The following is a 21,308-nucleotide window of genomic DNA, read 5'->3' on the forward strand; positions in this document are numbered from 1 at the left end:
TTTTTTTAGGCTCAATGTAAGTAAAAACGAGTTTTCTATTTACATTGAGTTTAAATAGTAGTTGTATTTTTTATGATTTTTGCCAGTTGGTTTTTAAGACTAAACAAGTCTTTTAAGTTTTGTAAAGTTGAACTTAAGTTAATTTCCTTAGTGGAAATTTCAAATTTTTTGACTAATTGGTCAATATCAGTTTTGTCGCCGCTAATATCGCGAATAGGCATAATAAGACCTAAATGCGAATTAGGGAAAGCTTTTTTTCCTAAAAACGCAGCAAGTGCAGAGTCAACTTCACCAGAAATACCAAAAATCACGCCTTTTTTATTTGTTTTTTTAGTCTTGGCAATTCATTTTATAATATAATTTATATAATTATTTATTTGTACATTATTTTTCATAATTAGAATAATTTCTTGTATGATTATAGTGCAAAATAAATTTTTTAGTATAAAATTTCATATAAAATATACAATTTTTCCAGGAGGATATAGATGGCTTATCAAAATGATGCCGCTCAATTATTAAGATCAACTAAATCATGAGCAAAAATATTATTAATTATTCGTATAGTTAAATTTGCTTTAGGTCTTATAACACTTATTGTATTTATTGCTGGATTTTTTGGTGCTGTAGGTCAGGCCAGCACCGACCAAAAAAATATTGAAAAAGCAGTTTCAACACTTTTAGGATCAGTCTCGGCTACAGCTGTAATGCTTATTTTTTGGGTTATATTATCATTTGCTTTCTGAATTTTATTAATTATTTCCCCTTTTAAATTAAAAGATCTACCAGCACGAATGAACCTAAAAAACGCTCACTTTATTTCAAAGTTTAAGCGAATTTTCGTACTTTCTATTGTTGCAATTTTTATTCCTTTCATTAATATAATTTATCTTATTATGCTTAGATCATTTATTTCAAACTCAGAAAAAGAAATTATTGAAGATTCTCTTGATTAATTTTTTGTAGTACATAAGATAAGGCAAAAAATTTTTTTAAAATTAAAATAAAAAGGTGAAATTTCACCTTTTTATTTTAATTGAATAATATTGGAAATTATTTATGTCTTATTAAATTTAAAGATTCAAGATATTTTACTACTTCACCTTCGGTATCAAATTGCAAGGCTTCATTTGCAATTTTTACCATTTGTTCGTAATTTAGGTCGGAAATTAGTTTCTTTACTTTTAAAACACTACTTGTTGAAACTGAAAATTCATCAAGACCAAGACCTAATAAAAGTGGAACAGCATTGATATCACCGGCCATTTCACCGCACATTCCAATTCATTTTCCGTGTTTATGAGCTGCATCAATTGCCATTTTGATTAATTTTAAAAGTCCAGGGTTTAAAGTTTGGTATAAATAGGCAACTTTTTCATTCATTCTATCAGCGGCAAAGGAATATTGGATTAAATCGTTAGTTCCAATTGAGAAAAAGTCAACATATTTTGCGAATTGATCAGCATGAATTGCTGAAATTGGAATTTCAATCATAATACCAATTTTTATATCTTCACGTTTTGCAACTTTTGGATTTTCTTGACTAACTTCTTGATAAACTTGCTCAAAAATTGCTTTTGCGGCAAAAAATTCATCAAGAGTTGCAACCATTGGAAACATAATTGCTAAATTTCCAAATTCAGATGCCCGAACTAATGCGCGAAGTTGAGTTTTAAAAATATCGGTTTTGTCAAGTGACAATCGAATTGCACGATATCCTAAAAAAGGATTCATTTCTTTTGCAAAATCAAAGTATTTTAAGGTTTTATCACCACCGATATCAAGCGTTCTGACAACAACTTTTTTAGGATTTTGAGTTTCAAGTACGGCTTTATAACTAAAAAACTGCTCATCTTCAGTTGGCCAATTTTGGTTATCCATATATAAAAATTCAGAGCGGAAAAGACCAATTTCATCAGCATTTACTTTTTTGGCAGCATATGAATCATCAATTGAACCAATATTTGCAGCAATTACAACTTTTTTTCCGTCAGCACTTTTTGATTCTTTATTTAAATAGTCTTGAAGTTTTGCTTTTTCATTTTCGTATTCTTGTTTTAAAATTTCAAATTCTTTAATTTCACTTTCACTTGGGTTAAGAATTCCTTGTCCAAGATCACCGTTAATTGCTAAAATATCACCAGCTTCAGCTTTTTCAAGGATATCACCAATACCTAAAATTGCCGGAATTTCCAGACTTCGGGCCATTATTGCTGAGTGAGATGTTTTTGAACCAATATTTGTGGCAAAACCTTTGACATATTCATTTAATTGAGCAGTATCAGAAGGTTTTAAATCATCAGCAACAATAATTACATCTTCATCAATCGCGCTAAGATCAATTATTTCCAAATTTAGGATGTTTTTTATTATTCTTTGTGAAGCATCTTTAATATCAACCGCTCTGCCCATTAAATATTCATCACCAGTTTCAAGTAAAAAATTAGTATGATTTTTGGCTGTTTCTTTTAAGGAATATGCAGCTGAATATCCACTTTTTATCATATTTATTGTATCATCTTCCAAAACCGGATCAGTTGCAATTAAAATATGAGCATCAAGAATTTCAAGTTCATCTTGATTAAGTTTAGTTGCTAATTTTTTAATTTTTTCAATTTGTTCGACAGATTTTCGTACTCCGTCTTGAAAAATTTTGATTTCAGCATCAATATCTGTTATTTTTGCATCGCTAATTTCAATTTTTTGTTCAGTAAGTTTAAAAACTTTTGCTATCGATATACCGCTAGAAGCACCAATTCCTTTAAATTTATATGAGCGAAATTTTGACATTATAGACCTCCGATTTTAAAAAAATTAATTAAATTATAAAATATTTTGCATAAAATACAAATAAATAAATCTTATTGACTCAAAAATTTATTTGTTAGGTCTAAAAGTTTATTTTTTTCCCAAATAAATTTAACTAATTTTTCACGATCTGCTTGAGTTAATTTGATATCCTTTGTTTTAACTTGCCCAAAAATATCAATTTTTACAGGCAAAGAAAAAAAATCATCCCTAATATTATAAAAAGACTCAACTCAACAATTTAAAAGGTGGAAATTTTGTCCTTGATTTAAAATATCAAGTAAAATTTTGGACAAAATTAGTCCTAAAACTCTGCTGTGTGGCGTCTTTCTGATTAAATTTTCAAGTATTTCATTGTTTGTTTGGGCCACATAATCATCAATTTTGCTGATTTTATCAATGGTAGTCTCATTTTTTTCAATGTTTGAGTCAAGCAAAAATGAATGACCATGGTCGCCTAATACTAAAAATTCATTATCTTTTGCAATGTTTAAATTTAAATCATTAACAAATAAATTTGCATGCATGTTTTCTAAATTAGGACCAATTCCAAATACTTTTTTGCCAATAAGTCCGCTAGCAAAACTAAAAATTTTACATAAAATTGAATTGTTATAACCTAAGACAAAAGCAATTCCGTTAAAATTAGAATGTCGAACTAAATAACCAATTTTATAAATTTTCTCCGAATTTTCAAGCGCAAGATCAACTAGACTCATTCCAGGAACTAAATTTTGGGCTGGATCAATTATCAAAATATTGGCTTTTTCTAAAGAGTCATAATTTTCCATAAATACTTTATTTTTGTATCCGCCCTGTTTTATTATTAGATTTAATTCCTTAATAATTTGAGTTGTTTTTATAAAATTTTCGTCAATTAGTAAAAAATCAACATCTGTTTTTGCCAAAATCAAGTTATAAATTAAATTTATGCTAGTATTTGTAACTCCGATAAGTCCTATAATCATATTTTATCCTTTTGTAAAAAAATATTTTTTAACAGTTTGTGGTATAATTACTTAGTATTTAACACAGTCGAGCTTAGACTCTAATTTTAAATTTTCACTATTTTATTATACTATAAATTAGTAGAAAAGTAGAAGAGGTTCGTTTTGCTACAAGTCAGAACAAACATTTTTAGATCAAATCAATATTTTAAATTTTTATTTAAATTAAGTTTTAAAAAGAAAGCAGTATATGTTTTTATTATTCTTTCTTTTTTAACGACAGTAATGTTGTCCTTAATTACAAAATTTTACGCTACAGAGACAAATTTTAGTCTTTTTTCATTTATTACACTTTTTATAAATCTTTCATTAACAATAATTATATCATCCTACATGTTTTTATCTATTTTTAAAGATTTAGCAACTCAAAGTCTTGATATAATAACTTTCACAAAACCATATTCTCGTCAATATTTTATTGCGACAAAAATCTTGTTTTTAACATTTTTTGGACTTATTTGGTCAGTTTTTATTGACTTTTTATTAATAGGATTTTATTTAATTAATTATTCATTTTTTGACCAAGTTAATACACCTTTATTATTTGGTTTTTTATCGCCATTTTTTTCATTTACTATTTTTGGCGGAATTACTGTAATTGTTAGTCACAAATTTAGTTCAAAATCATCGCTTGCTATCGCTATTTTTTCATTTGCGCCTTTTATTTTAATTGGCTCAACAACAGCTTTTAACTCAACCTCAAGTATTAATAGATTTGCCGAAATTCTTAATTTAGAACACAATGGTTATGATTCAAAAACAATTGCTGATGTCGAAAAATTTTACTTAAACGACAAACAAGACCGTTTTTTTATAATTCCAAAACAAGTTGATAACCCTAATTTTACCGATCGACAAATAAATTACATTCAACAAGCATGAAATGATTCTTCAGCTGCAGCCCAAATCTGGCAAGTGGCTTCTTATTTATTAATTCCTTATCAATTAATTAATATTTTTGAACCAAAAGACCGTGATGCAATCGAAAATGCTGCCGGAAATCAGGACAGTTTTCTTAAAAATTACATTTATGCAAACAATTTAGAATCCAAAGAAAAAAATTACCTTCTCTCAACAGTTCCAAGTCTTCAAAGATACAAACTTTCAAATAACCAAGAAGTAATTTTAGTTCCTGGGGCTCTTAAAAATGATTCACATTTTGAAGATCTTGAAAATCGAGAAATAATTTATGCTAACGAAGATGCTTCCAATTTTGATAAAATGCTTCCTCAGGACGCCCAAACTTTTGGACTTACATCTGATCTTGTTGGTAAATTAAAGTGAAATTTAATAAAACAAGTTGTTTCATCTGAGGTTTTTAGCAAATACGCACGCACATTTTTTGAAGGCTTTACAGAAGAAAATACCCAAAAAGATATTCTTGAAAAAATTTCTGCGGCAATTTCAACTGACAAAGAACTTTTAGATTTAGTTGATGAACAAAGCGTTGTTCTTGCAAAAAATCCTGACATAACACAAATTGAAAACCAAGTTCAGAAAAAAATATATTTGGCTACCTCATTGATTTATTGACTTTATTTTAATAAACAAAATAGTTTTGTTCTTGATAATTTATTAAAAAATGACAAAAATACTTTTGATCCAGCGCCATTTTTTGTCAAAATTGACCAACAAAATTATCAAATCGGTGGATTTTCATCATTTAGTGCCGAACAAAGACTAGTTGATAATAGAGTGATAAAAAGGTTTAATTTAGCAAAAAGCAACAATTATTTATTCCAACCAGTTTTACAAATTATGGAAATAAAATCTAATCATCACGTTGTAATTAAAAATTTTTACCCGATAATTTGAGCATTTATTTCAATAGTTTTAGTTTATTTCATCTTTCGAATTTATACTAGAAAGGATTATAAATAATGTCAAATTGAGTTTTGGATGTTAAAAATTTAACAAAAATCTACCCTAAATCCGAAAAAGGTGCAAAAAATGTCACTTTTAAGGTTAAAAAAAACACAATTCATGCCTTTATTGGCGAAAACGGAGCGGGAAAAACAACTGTTATTAAGTGTATTGTCGATGCATACCAGAATTTTACAGGAACAATTCTTATTAATAATTTTTCAAATAAATTGCCAGAGGCAAAAAAATTTATTGGCTATGTTCCCGAAAATTCAATTTTTCCGCCTGAGCTAAATTCATACGAATTTTTGTATGAATTTGGACTAATGTCAAAAATGAACTCTAAGTTAGTAAAGCAAAAAATTGATTATTATTTAAAACTTTTAAAAATTGAAGATTTAGCAAAATTAAAGCCATTTAATTTTTCTTCGGGCCAAAAAAGAAAAATTATGCTTGTTCAGTCTTTAATTCATGATCCAGAACTAATAATATTTGACGAGCCTTTTTCAAACTTAGATCCTTCAGCGCGAAGTGAATTTTTAGCAATTATTAGAATTTTACACAAACAGGGAAAAACAATTTTCCTTTCAAGTCATAATTTGCAAGAAATTGATTCTTTAATTGATAGTTTAACACTAATAAACAAGGGGAAAATTTACTACTGTGGTCAAAAAACTGAAAATTTGCAAAAAATGTACCAAAAATATATACTAAATACGGGGACTACTAAATAATGTTAAAGAAAAAATTACTATTTTTAGCTACATTGCCAACCTCTTTTTTGTTTATTTCTTGCAGCGGAATTTATAATTTTTATGAATCTCAACCAAAGCCTGAGAATAAATCATTGCTTACAAATCTTAAATTTCAGGAATTTGTTAATTCAGTTTTTTCTAATAACGAGCTTCAAAAAGATGACTATATTTCAAACCAAATTAATCTAAATTTACCAAAATTAACTAGCGAATTAAAATATTCTCTTATTTTTTCAAGACCATATTTTAGATTTTTCAAAGATCAATACACCGAAACACGCGAAAATTCGCGATTTACAATTCATTCATATTTATCAAAAAATTGACTATTTTTACTTGAAAATATTGACAAATTATCTTTTATTTTCAACCCTTATACCGGTCGATTTGTTAAAAATGCTAATGAAGAAAAAATAAATTTGCTAAAAGATACCAAAATCAAAATTTCAAATAAGAATTTCGATTTTATTAAAATTGATAGAGAAGCTGATCAATTTGATAAGAATAGCGTTTATTATTTGATTTTTGACAAAAATAAATTTATTAGATTTACTGTTTTTGAAACTAATAATGAATTAAAAACAAAACTTGACTTTAATATGTTTGTGCTTGAAGATCAAATTGCTGATAATTTTTCTTTTGCAAATGCCATTGAAAATTGAGTAAAATCTGAAGAACAAAAGTATTTTAAAGATAAACTCGAAACCGCGCGCGAAAATCTAACCGATGATTTTAGAGGAAAAAAGGCCGAATTAGAAGACAAAATTGCCAGATTTAAACGCTCAAGCGGTCAATCACTTGATTCTGAAGATGAAGATGACGAAGATGGAGGAGGGAATTTTTGTAGTCTTGAACGTTTAGATTTATGTACACCTTCGCAAAAAGCTTTTCTACAAAACATACAAAACAATCGAAATCGTGGAACATTTAGAACGCGACGAAATGTTAGTGTCACAAATTTCCAAGACCTAGATACTAATTCTGATCAAAATAAATCAAGTCAAGAAATTTCCGATCTTAATTTAGAGCTTGCCGAACTTGAAGAAAAGTATAAAAATGATCTTGGAAATCTTGACAACACTGTAAAAAATCAGCTATTTAATGAAAAAAATGATCTAACTAGCTCTAATTTTTTCTCAAATATTACTACTGATATTTCTACATTTAATTCCCCTTATAAATTTCACAAATACAGTTTATATTCAATAGATTTGGAAAAAGGTAGTGATATTAGCCCAAAACCTGAAGAATCACCAAAGAAAAACTCAACTTTTATGGACAATTATTCTAAATTTATTGATGAAAAATTGGACATTAAAATAAAAAATGAAACAGCTGAAGAATTCAATAATCGCCGTGTTTTTGAGTTTATTTTTCAAACTATTTGACCAAATAATGAAAACAAAAAAGTCCAATTTTTTAATAGCTACTATGCAAAAGAAAACATTGAAAAATTAGAGTCTGAATGAAAAAAAATTCAAGAAAAATTAAATAATACTGATGGTCCAGATTTTGAAGCCGCAATTGAAGAATATAAAAACTTTGTTGATACAAACTGACTTTTTATTCTTGAAAGACTTGACAAACTTAGACTTGATTTTTATAAATGATACTCATTTCCTGATCAATTTAACGAAGATGGTAGTATAAAAGTTGCTCATAGTGATGAATTTAAACAACTTGTTAAAGACCAAGAAGATCTTACAGAGCCTTTTTATTATGCAAATAAATATCTTGAGTCAATTTCTGAAGGTGACACATCAAGATTTGTAAGTAATTATAAAGATCTTTATATATTAAAGCAAAACACACTAATAAATTTAAGAGTTGATAATTCAGGCTCAGAGCCAAAGGTAAGTCTAAATCCTTTTGTATATCATTTTCCTAAAACAAAAAATAAAATTTCGGCCAAAGTTCTTACCGAAATTTTCCACCAAGCACTTTATCATGCCTCTCAGGAAGCTTATCATGATTTTGAAAATGATTTTGTAAAAAAATTCCGTTATAATTTGCCTGCGCAAATGTTTTTTAAGGAAAAAGATGAAAAAAAATAAAAAATTACTATTTTCTGTTAACTTATTGACATTTTTATCAGCTGGTTTTTTAGCTAGTTGTGCTCAGCCATCAAATCAGCCAACTAACTATCAAGCTAAATACGAAAAATTTGCAAAAAATGATGTACTTCAGGAAGAAAAAGCTGAGCCTTTTTTAGAAAACAGTATTATCAATCAACTTTTAGATAAAATTTATGAAAATGCTGACTCAAAAGAGCAACTAATAAACCGAATTTCAACGATTGATTCTGACAACTATTTGAACGATTTAGCCTTTAATTTAAGCTTTTATAACACAATAAACAACTCACCAAGTGATTCAATAATCGGTGGTTTTGGTGGAAGAGGCAATTCAAATCCTGTTTTGTTTGAAAAAGCTAAATTTAGTGTTAATGAATTGTTTGAAAACAATTGACTTTGGCTTTTAAAAAATTTAAATTCTGCTGTTTTTGTTCGTGGGCTGGCAAAAATTGACCAATTTCAGCAACAAAATGATGAACTAAATATCGGTCTCAGAAATGAAGCCTTAAAAAACAGTTTTTATCAACCCAGTTCAAATAAATTTATTGACATTGCGATTGTAAAATCGCCGAGCGAAATTGATCCAGAGACAAATATTGAAACTAAAAATTATCAAGTTTTCCTTTTAAATCAAGATAATTTTATTTTTAATATAACTATTAAAAAAGAGCTTAAAAACCAAAAAATGCTTAATTTAGAAGCAACTTTAAGTCCGTGACTTCAAATTTACCCTAAATTTATCGGCCAAAAAACTGAAAAATTCCCACTACAAGAATATGCAAGAATTACTACAAACTACCGAAGCGGCGTTGCAGGTGTTAGCGTTCCTCTTGTTGAAAAGCTAATTTTTGAAGAAAATCTTGGCGGAAATGTTTTATATTATACTCTAGTTGACTTTCAAAAAAAGTAAGATAGTTTATTAAAAAAATTTTATTTTTTTATTGGTTTTTTTTATTTTCATGTATAATTTTAAATCGATAGATAAAATTAATTTTTAGATTCTTTCAAGAAATATAAAATACCTAATTTTTTAAAAAAAAGGAGTAAAAATGGCATATTTAGACAAAAAAAGGAAAGATGGCTTATTGCAAAGTGACGCATTTTACAATGAGCTCTTTCTTGGTTTGTTTGGATTTGGTTTTTGGTATTTGGGTAGAATAAGTCTAGCAATTATTAGATTTACCTTTACTCTCGTTGGTCTTTTAATGATTTTCATTTCCCAAATGATGTATTTAGGATCAACAGCCCAAGACGAAATTGCAAGAGATGTCCAAATTTTGACAATCACAGGTGGAGTAATTCTTGGTCTTTCTGTAATTTGAAACATAATCACTTTAATTATGATTTTCACCGCTGATCTTCGAGATGGAAAAAGCGTTAAAATTGTTCACTGAGGAACAGAAGTTGAAGATAACCCTGAATTAGAAAACGAATTTGACAATCCTCCTGTTGAACAACCTGAACCAGTAAGTGTTGCACCAATGGAAGCAGAACCTGTTTTTGAAGAACCATTAGATCTACAAGTTCAAACAACTGAAGAATATGTAGAACCAGAAGAACCTGTTTTTGTAGAGCCTGAGCCTGAAATTTATGTTGAGCCAGAGCCAGTTTATGAAGAACCTGTTTTTGAGCCAACTTACTACGAAGCACCGGTTGAAGAACCAGTTTATGTTGAACAACAAATGGAAATACAACCAGAACCTGTTGTTAATTTAGAAGAAAATCTTGATATTGCAAGACAAATTGAAATTATTAATGTTGAACAAGTTCAAGCAAGTCAATTAAACATTGTTCACGAAATGGAAATTCCTGTTGACTTACACAATTTAAAACACATTCATCACACTACATTTACCATTGAAGAAATTGAGAGCGGAATTGTTGATGAGCACTTTGAAATTCGTGGACAACATGATATCAATTGTCATTCATAAAAAAATAATTAAAAATAGTTATCTATTTTAATATGCGATTAAGAAATATTCCCGATGCACTTGAAAGAATTCAAAAACATAATTTACTAGTTGAAAATCCAATATTTGTTGATGATTCTTGAATAATAGAAGTAGGAATGGGTAAAGGGCAAATGATTACAAAACTTGCTTTTGAAAATCCTTCTAAAAAGTTTTTAGGTGTTGAAAAATTTCCCTCTGCTGCTGTTAAATCTTTAAAATATGTTGATACTTATAATTTAAAAAATTTTTTCATCATTATATGTGATGCAAAAAATTTATTGTCAATGTTGAACGGAAAAGTAAGTCAGCTATGGCTTACTTTTCCTGATCCTTGGCCAAAGAAAAAACACTATAAGCGTAGACTTACTTACAAACTTTTTCTTGATATTTATAAAGAAATACTAACAAAAAATGGTCTTCTAAAATTAAAAACAGATAACCAAAAATTTTTCGAGTACTCAATTGAATCCTTAGAACAAAATGGTTGAAAAATAATCTACCAAACTAATGATTTACTAAATTCTTCACGAGTTAGTCAAAATGTTATGACTTCCTATGAAGAAAAATGAGTTGGACTTGGTTATAAAATCCAGTATTTAGAAGCCACTTTTAATTAGAACAGTATTTTTCTAATATTTTTTAGACTGCTTTTTATCAAATTAGTGCATTAATTTAAGATAACTTTTTTTATATTTATTTTTCAAAAAAATATAGTTTTTAGGCTATAATTTCTATAACCAAACTTTTAAGCTATATATAATTAATTTAGTAAGGCTCACATATTTAAAATGAAAAAATTCTCAGAAATTTTTGTCAAATACTCCAATAAATTTGAATCAAATAGGATAACAATCGAACCTGTCTATTTTGACTCGCAAATCCCAATGCTATTAAAAGAAGACCTTGCAATCACTGAATATCTTGGCCAAAATAAAGCATATATTAATTTAGGTTCGCGCACAAAAGAATTTACACCTTCAAGATTTCGCAAAATTGCACAAAAACTAGCTAATTACCCACGAGATATCCAAATTGATTTTGATAAATTTCCAAATAGCTTCCTTCGTTATTTAATTGAAGTTGTTGCCTTTGTTCGTTCTGATATTTTTTCCCTAAGAGCAGAATATGATAAACAGCGAACAAAATACCGTGATATTTTAGTTGTCTCAAGTTATTTAGAAGAATTAAAACCAATAATTAATAAATACCAAATAATCAATAATGCTGTAAATTATGCTCGCTATTACCAAAATATCCCGCCAAACATTGCCTCTTCAGAGTTTTTAGCCGCTGAAATCCAGAAAAAAATTTCCCAAAACCCTAAATTAACTGTCAAAGTTCTTGGCGAGTCAGAAATCCGTAAATTAGGGATGAATTTACTTTTAGCTGTAAATCGTGGCTCAACTTATGATGCTAAACTTGTTGTTATTTCTTATGATGGGCTACCAGGAAGTCAATATAAAACTGCTTTTGTTGGAAAAGGGATAACTTTTGACTCTGGTGGATATAATATAAAAACTGGTACATATATGAATGACATGAAATACGACATGTCAGGTGCAATAATTTGTGCTGCTGCTATTGATGCCCTTTCACAATTTAATCCGCTAGCTAATGTTGTTGCTGTCTTACCACTAACAGACAACCGCCTAAATGGTGATGCAAATACACCCGATTCTGTTTGAAAATCAAAAAATGGTAAAACTGTTGAAATTAACAACACTGATGCCGAAGGTCGCCTGATTTTAGCGGATGCAATAACATATGCAATTCGTGAAGAAAATGCAACCGAAATTATTTCAGTGGCAACTCTAACAGGTGCAATTCGCGTTGCTCTTGGTGAAACTTTTACTGGCGCATTTGCTAATGATGACAAAATCTGAAAAAGTTTCAATGAAGCATCGAAAGAAGCTGGCGAATTGATTTGAAGAATGCCACTTCATCTAGATTTTGCCCAAAATATTCGTGATTCCAAAGTCGCAGATCTAAAAAACACTGATTTTTCCGGTAAGGCTGGCTCATCATCAGCTGCAATGTTTATTGCTGAATTTGTCGAAGACAAACCATTTCTTCATTTAGATATTGCCGCAACTGCCTTTGTTCGCAATCTTCCAACTGGTGTAATGGTTAAAACACTTGTTGAGTACATTTTAACAAAATAAAAATTCTAAATTAGTTTTATTATAAAAAATATAGCACTCGCTATTTTTTTTATATTTTTTTTAACTATTTTTAATTAGTTTTAACTTGTTAAAAATAGTTTGAATTTAAAATATTCTTGCTAATAAACTGCAAACCAAGGCCAAAATAGAATTTTAGAACTCTAAAAAACACTTTAATTTATTTAGTTTTTTTTCTTTTTGCCAAAGAAAATTTCAAAATAAATCTCGAATATTTGCTCAGTTCTTTTATCAATTAGTTTTTCAATTTTTTTAAAATCCTCTTTATATTTTTCAAGATTTTTGTAATCTTTATCAGCGGGGTCAATTTTATAATAAAGACCTTTAGTGTTATCTTTTGGACAAAGACTTTCTAATATATAATTTCCTTTTATATCAGTAACTCCTTGAATCAAAACATCTTGTATATTTTGGCAGATTGGTTCAGAATTTTTATTTTGCTTTCTTGAATTAGTATCTTTATGAAGAAGTATTAAGTTTCCGATTTTTTGTACTATTTTATTATACTTTTCTTCGTAACTTTTGTCGTTATTTATCAAAAATCCTATATTATAATCCTTGCTAGGTTTTTGTGGAAAAAAGTGATCAACTGAAATAGGATCGTCTGTGTTATTGTATAAATTCGTTAATTGACTTGTAAATTCAGTCTCAAAATGTTTTTTATATTTTGGATGAATTTCTCCATTATTTCTAAGGCTAATTCGTACTCTCAAAATAACATTTTTTTTAAAATTTCTATCATTATTGCCATCATTTTCTATGTAGTTTCTAAAATCGTTAATGTTAACTTTATCACTTTCGTTTGTTAGCGATTCTACTAATTTGTGATAAAGTTCTTTGTCGTTTTTTAAAAAACCTGGATTATTTTTTTGTTGCAACAACATCGTATAGATTCCTTTTCTTAATGATTGGCCACGAAAATTACTGTAATAAATAATTTTAGACTTTTCAATTTGAAATAAAACAGAACTAAATAACTCTAAATTTTCTTTTTTCTCGGTCAAGTCTAGGTTACCGTCAAAAATCTCAAATTCCTTTATTGCACTTTGTATTATTAATGAATACGGATTGTTAGCACCTTTTTTTGAAATCGTATTGATTTGTAAATTTATAAACGCTAGTTCATTTCTATGAATTATTTCTTTAAATTTTTGGATTAAAACTTTTATGCCGTCGTTGTCAGTTATATCTTTCTTACTTGATAAAACATTTATATGTCCGACATATGCATATTCAAAAACTAATATCTTTTTAACAAATTCTTCTAGCGTTTCTTTAGTTAATGCCTTGTTGTTTGTTCATTTATTTAATAAATTATCAAGTTGTTGGTATAAGGAAAATAAATTATTCTCTGTATTTTGGGTATTGAATTCATCCTCAATAAAATATTGTTGATTTTGTAAAAATGCCCCTAGTTTCTTTTTATTTTCTTTTTCTCCACCAAAATATTGTTGTATCAGTTTGACATATGGAATTTGTTCTTGTTGGGATTCTTCATTTACCCTAGAGGCAATTAAATCAACCACATCAATTGGTTTTGATTGAACATTTATACTAATAAAAAGTTTTGCAAATTGCTCATCTTTAATTTCCGAAATTCTAATTAATGTTAATAAAATCTTCTTCAGAATAAAATTTGTAAAATCATTTATTCAGTCTACTAAGTTTTTATTAGTTTTAATTTCTCATAATTTTTCTAAAATTTTTTGTATATTTCTGGAAAAAATAGTGTTGTCCATTTTTTCATTATTTTTAAAAAAATTTAGCAAAGGGGTATATTGGCTATTGTTTTTAGAAAAGTTTTCTAATATTTTGCTTATTGTTTGATAAATGCTCGGCATTTCTAAAAATATATTTTCGTCAGGATGGCTTGCCATCTTTAGTATACTAATCAAAATTAAGATAATAGAAACAGTTCTTTGCTGCCCATCAACAATTCAAAACCCTTCGCTTACTTTTTTTTCTGCAAAAATAATCGTGTTTAAAAACAAAAAATCTTCTTTAGTATCAAACTCTTTGAAAATTAGGTCAAAAAAATTCGCTATTAGGCCAGTATCTCAAGTATAATTTCTTTGAAAAAAAGGTAAATAGATTTTGTATTCATGAAATTTTTGTAAATATTCTTGTACTGTTATTGTTTCTGAAGACACATTTTTGCTTTTTTCTCTGACTAAATTAATATTATTATCATTTTTTTTGTAATCTTCTTTTATTTTAGCCTTCATTATTTTATTAATCCAACTTTTATTTATAGAAGTTTTACTTTTTGTTGGTTCATCATCTTCATCTTCATCTTTCACATCAACAACTTCAAATTCATCTTTCATATCAAGGACTTCGCTATTATTTTTATTTAGTTTTTCATCATTTATTACTAAATCTTCTGTGTTAATGAATTTAGACTCATTATTTTTTATTTTATTGCTAGCTACTAAATTTTGGGAATTATTAATTTCACCATTTTCTAAAATTTCTATTGTTTTTTGTAGATAATTTTCTATTTTGCTTATGAGGTTGTTTCTTTCTTGATCATTTTTTATATCTTCCATTATTGGTTTTCAAAAGCTACCGAAACTTTCAATAGCACCTTTTATAACATCATCATTTTTACCACTATTTTTTACTAAAATTTCTTTATATTTGCTATTAAGATACAAACCATCAAAAGATAAAAGTAAATTAAAACAAATTAAATTTAATTTTTTATCAATTGCCTTGTTTGCTTTTTTGAATGAAGATATAAATTTTTCAAATAAATCTAAAGTGATATTTTTAATATGATTATGCCTAAAAGTTGAATTTCCATCCCACTGATCACGATTCTGTTTATAAAAATGGGCTAAATCCTTGTTAATCTTAAGTCTAATAACAGGAGGATCATTTTTTTCATTTTTAGATACAATTTGAAGAACTTCAAGTATTTCAACACGTTGACGAAATGTTGACCATGATATGTATTTTTCTCGTTCTCAATCTTTAGTAGTAATTTTTTTGTGTGCAAATTGTGAGCAAGGAACTATTTTCTTATTATCTTCCACTTTATAATCTAAATACTTTTTGTTAATTATTTGGGGTAAATCTTCTATAAAAGGTTGGATATATATAAATATAGCAGTACCAATTTTTCATGGCTTTAAGTTATTATTTTTTGCAATATTTCCATTTTGATTAGCTTTTTTCTTCGCCATAATTCTCCTTGTCGATCTTATAAATTAAATTTATTAGCGCTTCTAAAATTGTTACTATAATAGAATTTCCTGGCTTGGCGATATAATGATTCTTTTGTTAATATATTTTTTGAAATTAAAAGACCGAGCCTTTCAAAGTCACTATTTTCAAAACCCATTAATCTAAAAGCTTCACGATTTGAGATAAAACGATAGTTTAGTTTTTTTTCTAAATTATTTTCAAATTTAATAATCCCGGTGTTTGGATTTCTGTCTTGCTTGGTTGTCAAGGTTCTAATAATAAAATTTTTTGACTCATTAATTTTTTCAACTTTTTCGACCATCCTAATTCGTGATGGAGTCGCATTAATTAAAAACCTAGCATTTTCGCTATTTTTTGCATCAAAGTTAAAAATTGATTGAAAAATTTGTTTCCTTTTATCCAAATTGTCAGAAATATCTTGACCTAAATTTAAGATATATTTCTTAAATTCTAAGTCGGTTTCAAAAGGTGTTTTTATTTCTTTTAGAAAACTAACAGCAAAAACTCGATTTCTTTTTTGAATTGAGCCAAAATTGAGTCCATTTAAAGTTGCAGTAAAAGTTTTATAACCTTCGTTTTCCAAAGTTTCTTTTCACTTTTCATATTGACTAATAAATTTTTTTGATATTAAATTAGGTACATTTTCCATTAAAAGATACTTTGGCTTAGTCTTCATTCCCTTAATTAGTGAATAAACATTTCAAATAAGAGAACTTGTTGAATTTTTATCAAAAATACCATTAGCACGGCCCATATTAGCAATCGAAAGACCTTGACATGGAAAAGAATAAGTAACAAAATCAGGCGCTAAGCGATTAATTTCATCGACATTTAAATTTGTAATTGAACCTAAATTATTACTTTTTATAATTGAAGCCACAAGAATTTTTTTAAAAGTTAAATCTTTTCTTGTTATTTGTGAAGGTCTTTTTGAATCTAGTGACAATTCAAAATTTTTTAAAAAAAAATTTATTTTTTCTGGTGAAGTAAGTTGATTTTTTTTTAAAATTTTATCAACATCAGGAAAAACATTGAGATGGATTTGAGCATATGTAATAATTGATCGAGCATCTCAATCAACTGTGGCAACAATTTCAAAAAATTTTTTCTTACCTTTTTGAAAATTAGCAATAGCTTTTGCTTGCGCCCCAATTCCAGAAAAGGTTTCTAATACCTTAATCTTAGACATTAGAAATCCTTTTTGTTCGGGCTTTATTAATGTTAACTATATATATATATATATATATAGTTAGTTCCAAAATTAACAATTTTTATCATATTAGTAAATTATACACAGTATATTGAACTTTTTTTGGAAAAATAGCCTAATATCAAATATTTTTTTATTATGAACCAAAGCTGTGAGTGTTTATAATTTTGAAACTACGGATTTAATTTCTTGATAAGTATCTAAATCAATAAGTCTAAAAAACGGGGTTAATTTGCCGTTTTTTAATTTTTTGTCCCTATACAGGCCAACAATTTTGTTTTTGTAAAATAGAGGGGAGCTTAACGAACCTTGTGTGTAGCTGATATCTTGAACAAAGACATTTTGCTTATCCAATTCAGCAATTTTGTCATTTACATAAAATAATGTTTTTAATGTTTTAGGTTTAAAATCTTCGTTTAAGACCGTGAGAAAACCTAGGGCTTATAATACTAAAATATCAGTAAAATAAGGATTTTTTAAGTATTTGATGTTTGTATAATTCTTATATTTTTATGGTATAATGAATTATACAATTTTCTATAACTGTGGGTAGGGTTATTTAATTAATATTCATAAGCGTATATTGAAAAAAGGCTAAATATCCGTTATTTAATTAATTTAAAAATGAATGCAAAATTTAATTATGATAATTCCACAAAATTTATATTAGTTTTTTTATTGTCAATTTTTAAAACAATAATTTTTGTTATATATATTATTTTAACTAGTATTAGCGGTGTTGGTGACGAACAAACAATTGGGTTAGATTCGACAACACCAATTGGAAGATTAAAAAATACAATAATTGGTATATTTGGATTATTGTTTCTTATCTCATTGGGTTTGCGTATCATTTTTGCCCAAAATTTAAAGAATGATGAAGTCTTTAGACAAACTGGGCTAGATGTTAAGCAATATTCGATTGGTTTTAAGTTTATTCCTTTAATTACTTCAATTTTATTAATCACTAAGTCGCTTAGAGACAAAATTTCAATTGGTAATGATTGAACTACAAGGCAATTAATACTTAAATGAAAAATCATTAACTTTATTAAAGATTTGGTTGTTCTTCTTTGGCTTTCCTCGATTGTACTTGCTATTGTTTCGCTAATTCTTCGCTTTGTCCTAGGCAATACAATGCTTGAAGAATTTAATGAGATTGTACTTATAATAATCTTTGTTGGGATTTTCTATTTTTTAATTCCATTTTATTTTTTGGCTTCCTATTCTCTTAAAATATACAGATTAATCAACAAAAGAGAAAGAACCTATTGAAAATCAGCTAGTTACGTTTTTTTCATGCCATTTTTTTACTTCAATGCTTGAAAAAATATTTTGAGACTTTCTAAAAAATTAAGAATTGCAGAAAATACACTAGCAAGTCAAAATGAAGCAAAAACACAAGTAATTAATAACAAAATTAGTCGACAATTTTATCAATTTACAATTGTAAAAAATATATTCTATTTAAATTTTGTTATAGTTTTTACAATAACAATGTCCCTAGCTATAACTAAAAATGAAATTTTTCGTAACCCTGGTGTTGCTCTAATTTTGTTTCACTTATTTAATGTTTCGACTATGACTTACCTTATATACATTGGGCCACGTTATTTAGCAGATTCTGTTAACATAAATTCCAAACGAACTTCACTAATTTTATATATTTTAGACATTTTTCTGCCTATAGTTTCAATTTATAACCTAATAAAATATAAGCAAAACAAGACTATTTTAGTTTAAATTAGTAGATTTTTTTCGCTTAAATCAATTAAAATAAAATTCTGACAGGGTAACTAAATCCTGTCAGAATCCCTTTTTGATAATTCAGATTTGCTGGTTATGATGATGGGCAAAAAACAGGCAAAAAACGAAGTGCTTATAATACCAAAATATCAGTAAAATAAGGATTCTTTTAAGCATTTGATGCTTGTATAATTCTTATATATTTATGGTATAATAAATTATACAATTTTCTATATTTTATGGAGGAAAATTATGAAATACTCATTTATAAAATCGAATAAGTTTAAAATTTTTTCATCAGGATTAATGCTAACAACGTTGGCCAGCCCATCGTTATTTACTTCAATCGCACCAATACAACAAAAACAAATTGCTCCAGAAATAAAGATTCAAAGCAATGAATTTTCAAGCACCGAAATTTTAAAAAATAATGTTATTGAATATGTTTTTGAAAATGATAAAAAAAACATTGATTCTATCAAATTTGAACTAAATAAACTCGTAAAATCAAATAATCTCAACGATCTTTCAGAAAATGATCTAAATAAATTTGCTGAAAATTTAATTTCTTTTACTAAAGATCATTTTAATGATAAAGAAGTTCTCGAAGAAGCCTGATATCATTGATTTCCAATGGCATTTTGATATGGGCTTTATGGAGTTGCTAGTGTGTTTGACGCTGCATTATATTCCCTAGGCGAAGCAGTTAACCTCCTGGGTGGTAACCTTTTAGATATGGTTAAAATTGCTTTAAATACATTAACTGGCAACTATAAAGATGCGGTCGTAGATAGCTTTATTCTAATAGCTAAATTACTATCCTCGATGTATACAAACGAAAAAGATATTATTGGTGACTCAATTACTGGTGAAATTATTGATTCTCTTGATGATTTAATATCAGGGGAGAGCCTAAAAACAATATTTAAAAATTTTCTTAAAAATTTAAGTATTAGTATATCTGCTGACTTTGTTTTGGAAACAGCTTTTAATATTATTAACCCGTTAATACAAAAAGGTATTAGCCTACTTAGGGAAGGAATTAGCTTTCTAAAAGTTAAAATTTGAGCAAATTACATCTATTATTACAATTTATATTGAGGGGTAAATAGGGTAAATTAATTAATATTCATAAGCATGTATTAAAAAGGCTAAACATCCGTTATTTAATTAATTTAAAAATGAACACAAAATTTAATTATGATAATTCCATAAAATTTATATTACTTTTTTTATTGTCAATTTTTAAAACAATAATTTTTATTGCAAATATTATTTTATATGGTATTAACGGCGTTGATAACAAACCAACAACTGGAGTGGATTCGACAACACCTGGAAGACCAAATAATACAATGCTTCTTATATTTGGAGGTTTGTTTGTTTTGTCATTGGTTTTTCGTATCTTTTTTGTACGAAATTTAAGGAATGATGAAGTCTTTAAGCAATCTGGGTTAGATGTTGAGCAATATTTGAATGGTTTTAAGTTTATCCCTTTAATTACTTCAATTATATTAATTATTAAGTCACATAGAGATAAAAATCCAATTAGTAATGATTGAACTACAAGGCAATTGATACTTAAATGAAAAATCATTAACTTTGTTAAGGATTTGATTGTTCTTTTTTGGGTTTTCTCAATTGTATTTGCTATTTTTTCGTTAATTCATTATCTTCGCTTTGGTTCAGATAATACAATATTTGAACAATTAAGGGACGCTTTGATTATAATTTTTATTGGGTTTTTTTATCTTTTAATTCCGTTTTATCTTTTGGCTTCCTATTCTCTTAAAATATACAGATTAATCAAGAAAAGAGAAAGAACCTATTGGAAATCAGCTAGTTACGTTTTTTTTATACCATTTTTTTACTTCAAAGCTTGAAAAAATGTTTCAAGACTTTCTAAAAAATTAAAAATTAGAGAAAATACACTAGTAAGTCAAAATGAAGTAAAAACACAAGTAATTAATAGCAAAATTAGTCGACAATTTTATCAATTTACAATTGTAAAAAATATATTCTATTTAATTTTTCTTATAGTTTTTATAGTAACAATGTGGCTAGTTATAACTAAAAATGAAATTATTTATAACACTGCTGTTAGTATAATTTTGTTTAATGTCTTTAATATTTCAACTATGACTTACCTTTTATACATTGGACCCCGTTATTTAGCAGATTCTGTTAACATACATTCCAAACGAACTTCACTAATTTTATATATTTTAGACATTTTTGTTCCTATAGTTTCAATTTATAACCTGATAAAATATAAGCAAAATAAGACTATTTTAGTTTAAATTTTAGTTTTTTTGTTTTAATTAATTAGAATAAAATTCAGACAGGATTTAGTTAGCTTGTCTAAATCCCAAATTGAAAATATTTATCATATTAGTAAAATATACTAGTATATTGAACTTTTTTGGAAAAATAGCCTAATATCAAATATTTTTTATTATGAACTAAAAGTATTTGGGTCAAATCTATTCTAATAAAACT

17 protein-coding genes are annotated in these 21,308 nt (G+C 27.2%); 11 read left to right on the forward strand and 6 right to left on the reverse strand.

The window, feature by feature from the left end; translation table 4 throughout:
• Window positions 1-50 precede the first annotated feature (50 nt).
• Complete coding sequence (locus tag R7X45_RS01065; RefSeq protein ID WP_318055594.1) at window positions 51-395, reverse strand: hypothetical protein; 345 nt, start codon at window positions 393-395, stop codon at window positions 51-53.
• A gap of 93 nt (window positions 396-488) precedes the next feature.
• On the opposite strand from R7X45_RS01065, the gene R7X45_RS01070 reads away from it, so the two are divergent.
• Window positions 489-956: a hypothetical protein gene (locus R7X45_RS01070; protein ID WP_069099187.1), complete on the forward strand. Its 468-nt coding sequence runs from the start codon at window positions 489-491 to the stop codon at window positions 954-956.
• A gap of 97 nt (window positions 957-1,053) precedes the next feature.
• On the opposite strand, the gene ptsP is transcribed toward R7X45_RS01070, so the two are convergent.
• Window positions 1,054-2,790, reverse strand: coding sequence for a phosphoenolpyruvate--protein phosphotransferase (gene ptsP / locus R7X45_RS01075; protein WP_318055595.1), 1,737 nt, complete (start codon window positions 2,788-2,790; stop codon window positions 1,054-1,056).
• Between the two features lie 71 nt (window positions 2,791-2,861).
• Entirely contained in the window at window positions 2,862-3,776 is a 915-nt protein-coding gene (locus tag R7X45_RS01080) for a hypothetical protein (RefSeq protein WP_318055596.1), read from the reverse strand.
• Between the two features lie 264 nt (window positions 3,777-4,040).
• Here R7X45_RS01080 and R7X45_RS01085 point away from each other — a divergent pair, with 264 nt between their 5' ends.
• The 7 genes from R7X45_RS01085 to R7X45_RS01115 all read left to right on the forward strand — a co-directional run bounded on the left by R7X45_RS01085 (window position 4,041) and on the right by R7X45_RS01115 (window position 12,625).
• The gene (locus R7X45_RS01085) at window positions 4,041-5,696 is read left to right on the forward strand and encodes an ABC transporter permease (RefSeq protein ID WP_318055597.1); all 1,656 of its coding nucleotides are present in this window, start codon (window positions 4,041-4,043) and stop codon (window positions 5,694-5,696) included.
• The gene (locus R7X45_RS01090; protein WP_318055598.1) at window positions 5,696-6,412 is read left to right on the forward strand and encodes an ABC transporter ATP-binding protein; all 717 of its coding nucleotides are present in this window, start codon (window positions 5,696-5,698) and stop codon (window positions 6,410-6,412) included. Before R7X45_RS01085 ends, R7X45_RS01090 begins: the two co-directional genes overlap by 1 nt.
• A complete protein-coding gene (locus tag R7X45_RS01095; protein WP_318055599.1) occupies window positions 6,412-8,487 on the forward strand; it encodes an aromatic motif membrane protein in 2,076 nt (691 codons plus the stop codon). The genes R7X45_RS01090 and R7X45_RS01095 overlap by 1 nt, the downstream gene beginning before the upstream one ends.
• Window positions 8,474-9,418 (forward strand): aromatic motif membrane protein, encoded by a 945-nt coding sequence (locus R7X45_RS01100; RefSeq protein ID WP_318055600.1) that lies wholly within the window; start codon window positions 8,474-8,476, stop codon window positions 9,416-9,418. The genes R7X45_RS01095 and R7X45_RS01100 overlap by 14 nt, the downstream gene beginning before the upstream one ends.
• A gap of 139 nt (window positions 9,419-9,557) precedes the next feature.
• Window positions 9,558-10,442: a hypothetical protein gene (locus R7X45_RS01105; RefSeq protein ID WP_318055601.1), complete on the forward strand. Its 885-nt coding sequence runs from the start codon at window positions 9,558-9,560 to the stop codon at window positions 10,440-10,442.
• A 32-nt stretch (window positions 10,443-10,474) separates the two neighbouring features.
• Window positions 10,475-11,080 carry a tRNA (guanosine(46)-N7)-methyltransferase TrmB gene (gene trmB / locus R7X45_RS01110; protein ID WP_318055602.1) on the forward strand — a complete coding sequence of 202 codons (606 nt, stop codon included), beginning with the start codon at window positions 10,475-10,477 and terminating at the stop codon, window positions 11,078-11,080.
• Window positions 11,081-11,251: 171 nt separating this feature from the next.
• Window positions 11,252-12,625, forward strand: a complete 1,374-nt coding sequence (locus R7X45_RS01115; RefSeq protein ID WP_318055603.1) for a leucyl aminopeptidase family protein — start codon at window positions 11,252-11,254, stop codon at window positions 12,623-12,625.
• A gap of 182 nt (window positions 12,626-12,807) precedes the next feature.
• Here R7X45_RS01115 and R7X45_RS01120 read toward each other — a convergent pair whose 3' ends face one another.
• The 3 genes from R7X45_RS01120 to R7X45_RS01130 all read right to left on the reverse strand — a co-directional run bounded on the left by R7X45_RS01120 (window position 12,808) and on the right by R7X45_RS01130 (window position 17,417).
• A complete protein-coding gene (locus R7X45_RS01120) occupies window positions 12,808-15,831 on the reverse strand; it encodes a DUF262 domain-containing protein (protein ID WP_318055604.1) in 3,024 nt (1,007 codons plus the stop codon).
• A gap of 17 nt (window positions 15,832-15,848) precedes the next feature.
• Window positions 15,849-17,042, reverse strand: coding sequence for a DNA cytosine methyltransferase (locus R7X45_RS01125; protein WP_318055605.1), 1,194 nt, complete (start codon window positions 17,040-17,042; stop codon window positions 15,849-15,851).
• Window positions 17,043-17,222: 180 nt separating this feature from the next.
• Window positions 17,223-17,417 carry a hypothetical protein gene (locus R7X45_RS01130; protein ID WP_318055606.1) on the reverse strand — a complete coding sequence of 65 codons (195 nt, stop codon included), beginning with the start codon at window positions 17,415-17,417 and terminating at the stop codon, window positions 17,223-17,225.
• 270 nt (window positions 17,418-17,687) lie between these two features.
• Between R7X45_RS01130 and R7X45_RS01135 the strand changes: the two genes are divergently transcribed.
• From R7X45_RS01135 to R7X45_RS01145, 3 genes are all read left to right on the forward strand, one after another.
• Window positions 17,688-18,806, forward strand: a complete 1,119-nt coding sequence (locus R7X45_RS01135; RefSeq protein ID WP_252262864.1) for a hypothetical protein — start codon at window positions 17,688-17,690, stop codon at window positions 18,804-18,806.
• Between the two features lie 255 nt (window positions 18,807-19,061).
• Window positions 19,062-19,931 (forward strand): hypothetical protein, encoded by an 870-nt coding sequence (locus tag R7X45_RS01140; RefSeq protein WP_318055607.1) that lies wholly within the window; start codon window positions 19,062-19,064, stop codon window positions 19,929-19,931.
• A 59-nt stretch (window positions 19,932-19,990) separates the two neighbouring features.
• A complete protein-coding gene (locus R7X45_RS01145) occupies window positions 19,991-21,109 on the forward strand; it encodes a hypothetical protein (protein WP_303536079.1) in 1,119 nt (372 codons plus the stop codon).
• The last annotated feature ends 199 nt before the right edge of the window (window positions 21,110-21,308 follow it).

The organism is Mesomycoplasma ovipneumoniae (assembly GCF_033343935.1).
Lineage (GTDB): Bacteria > Bacillota_I > Bacilli_A > Mycoplasmatales > Metamycoplasmataceae > Mesomycoplasma > Mesomycoplasma ovipneumoniae_G.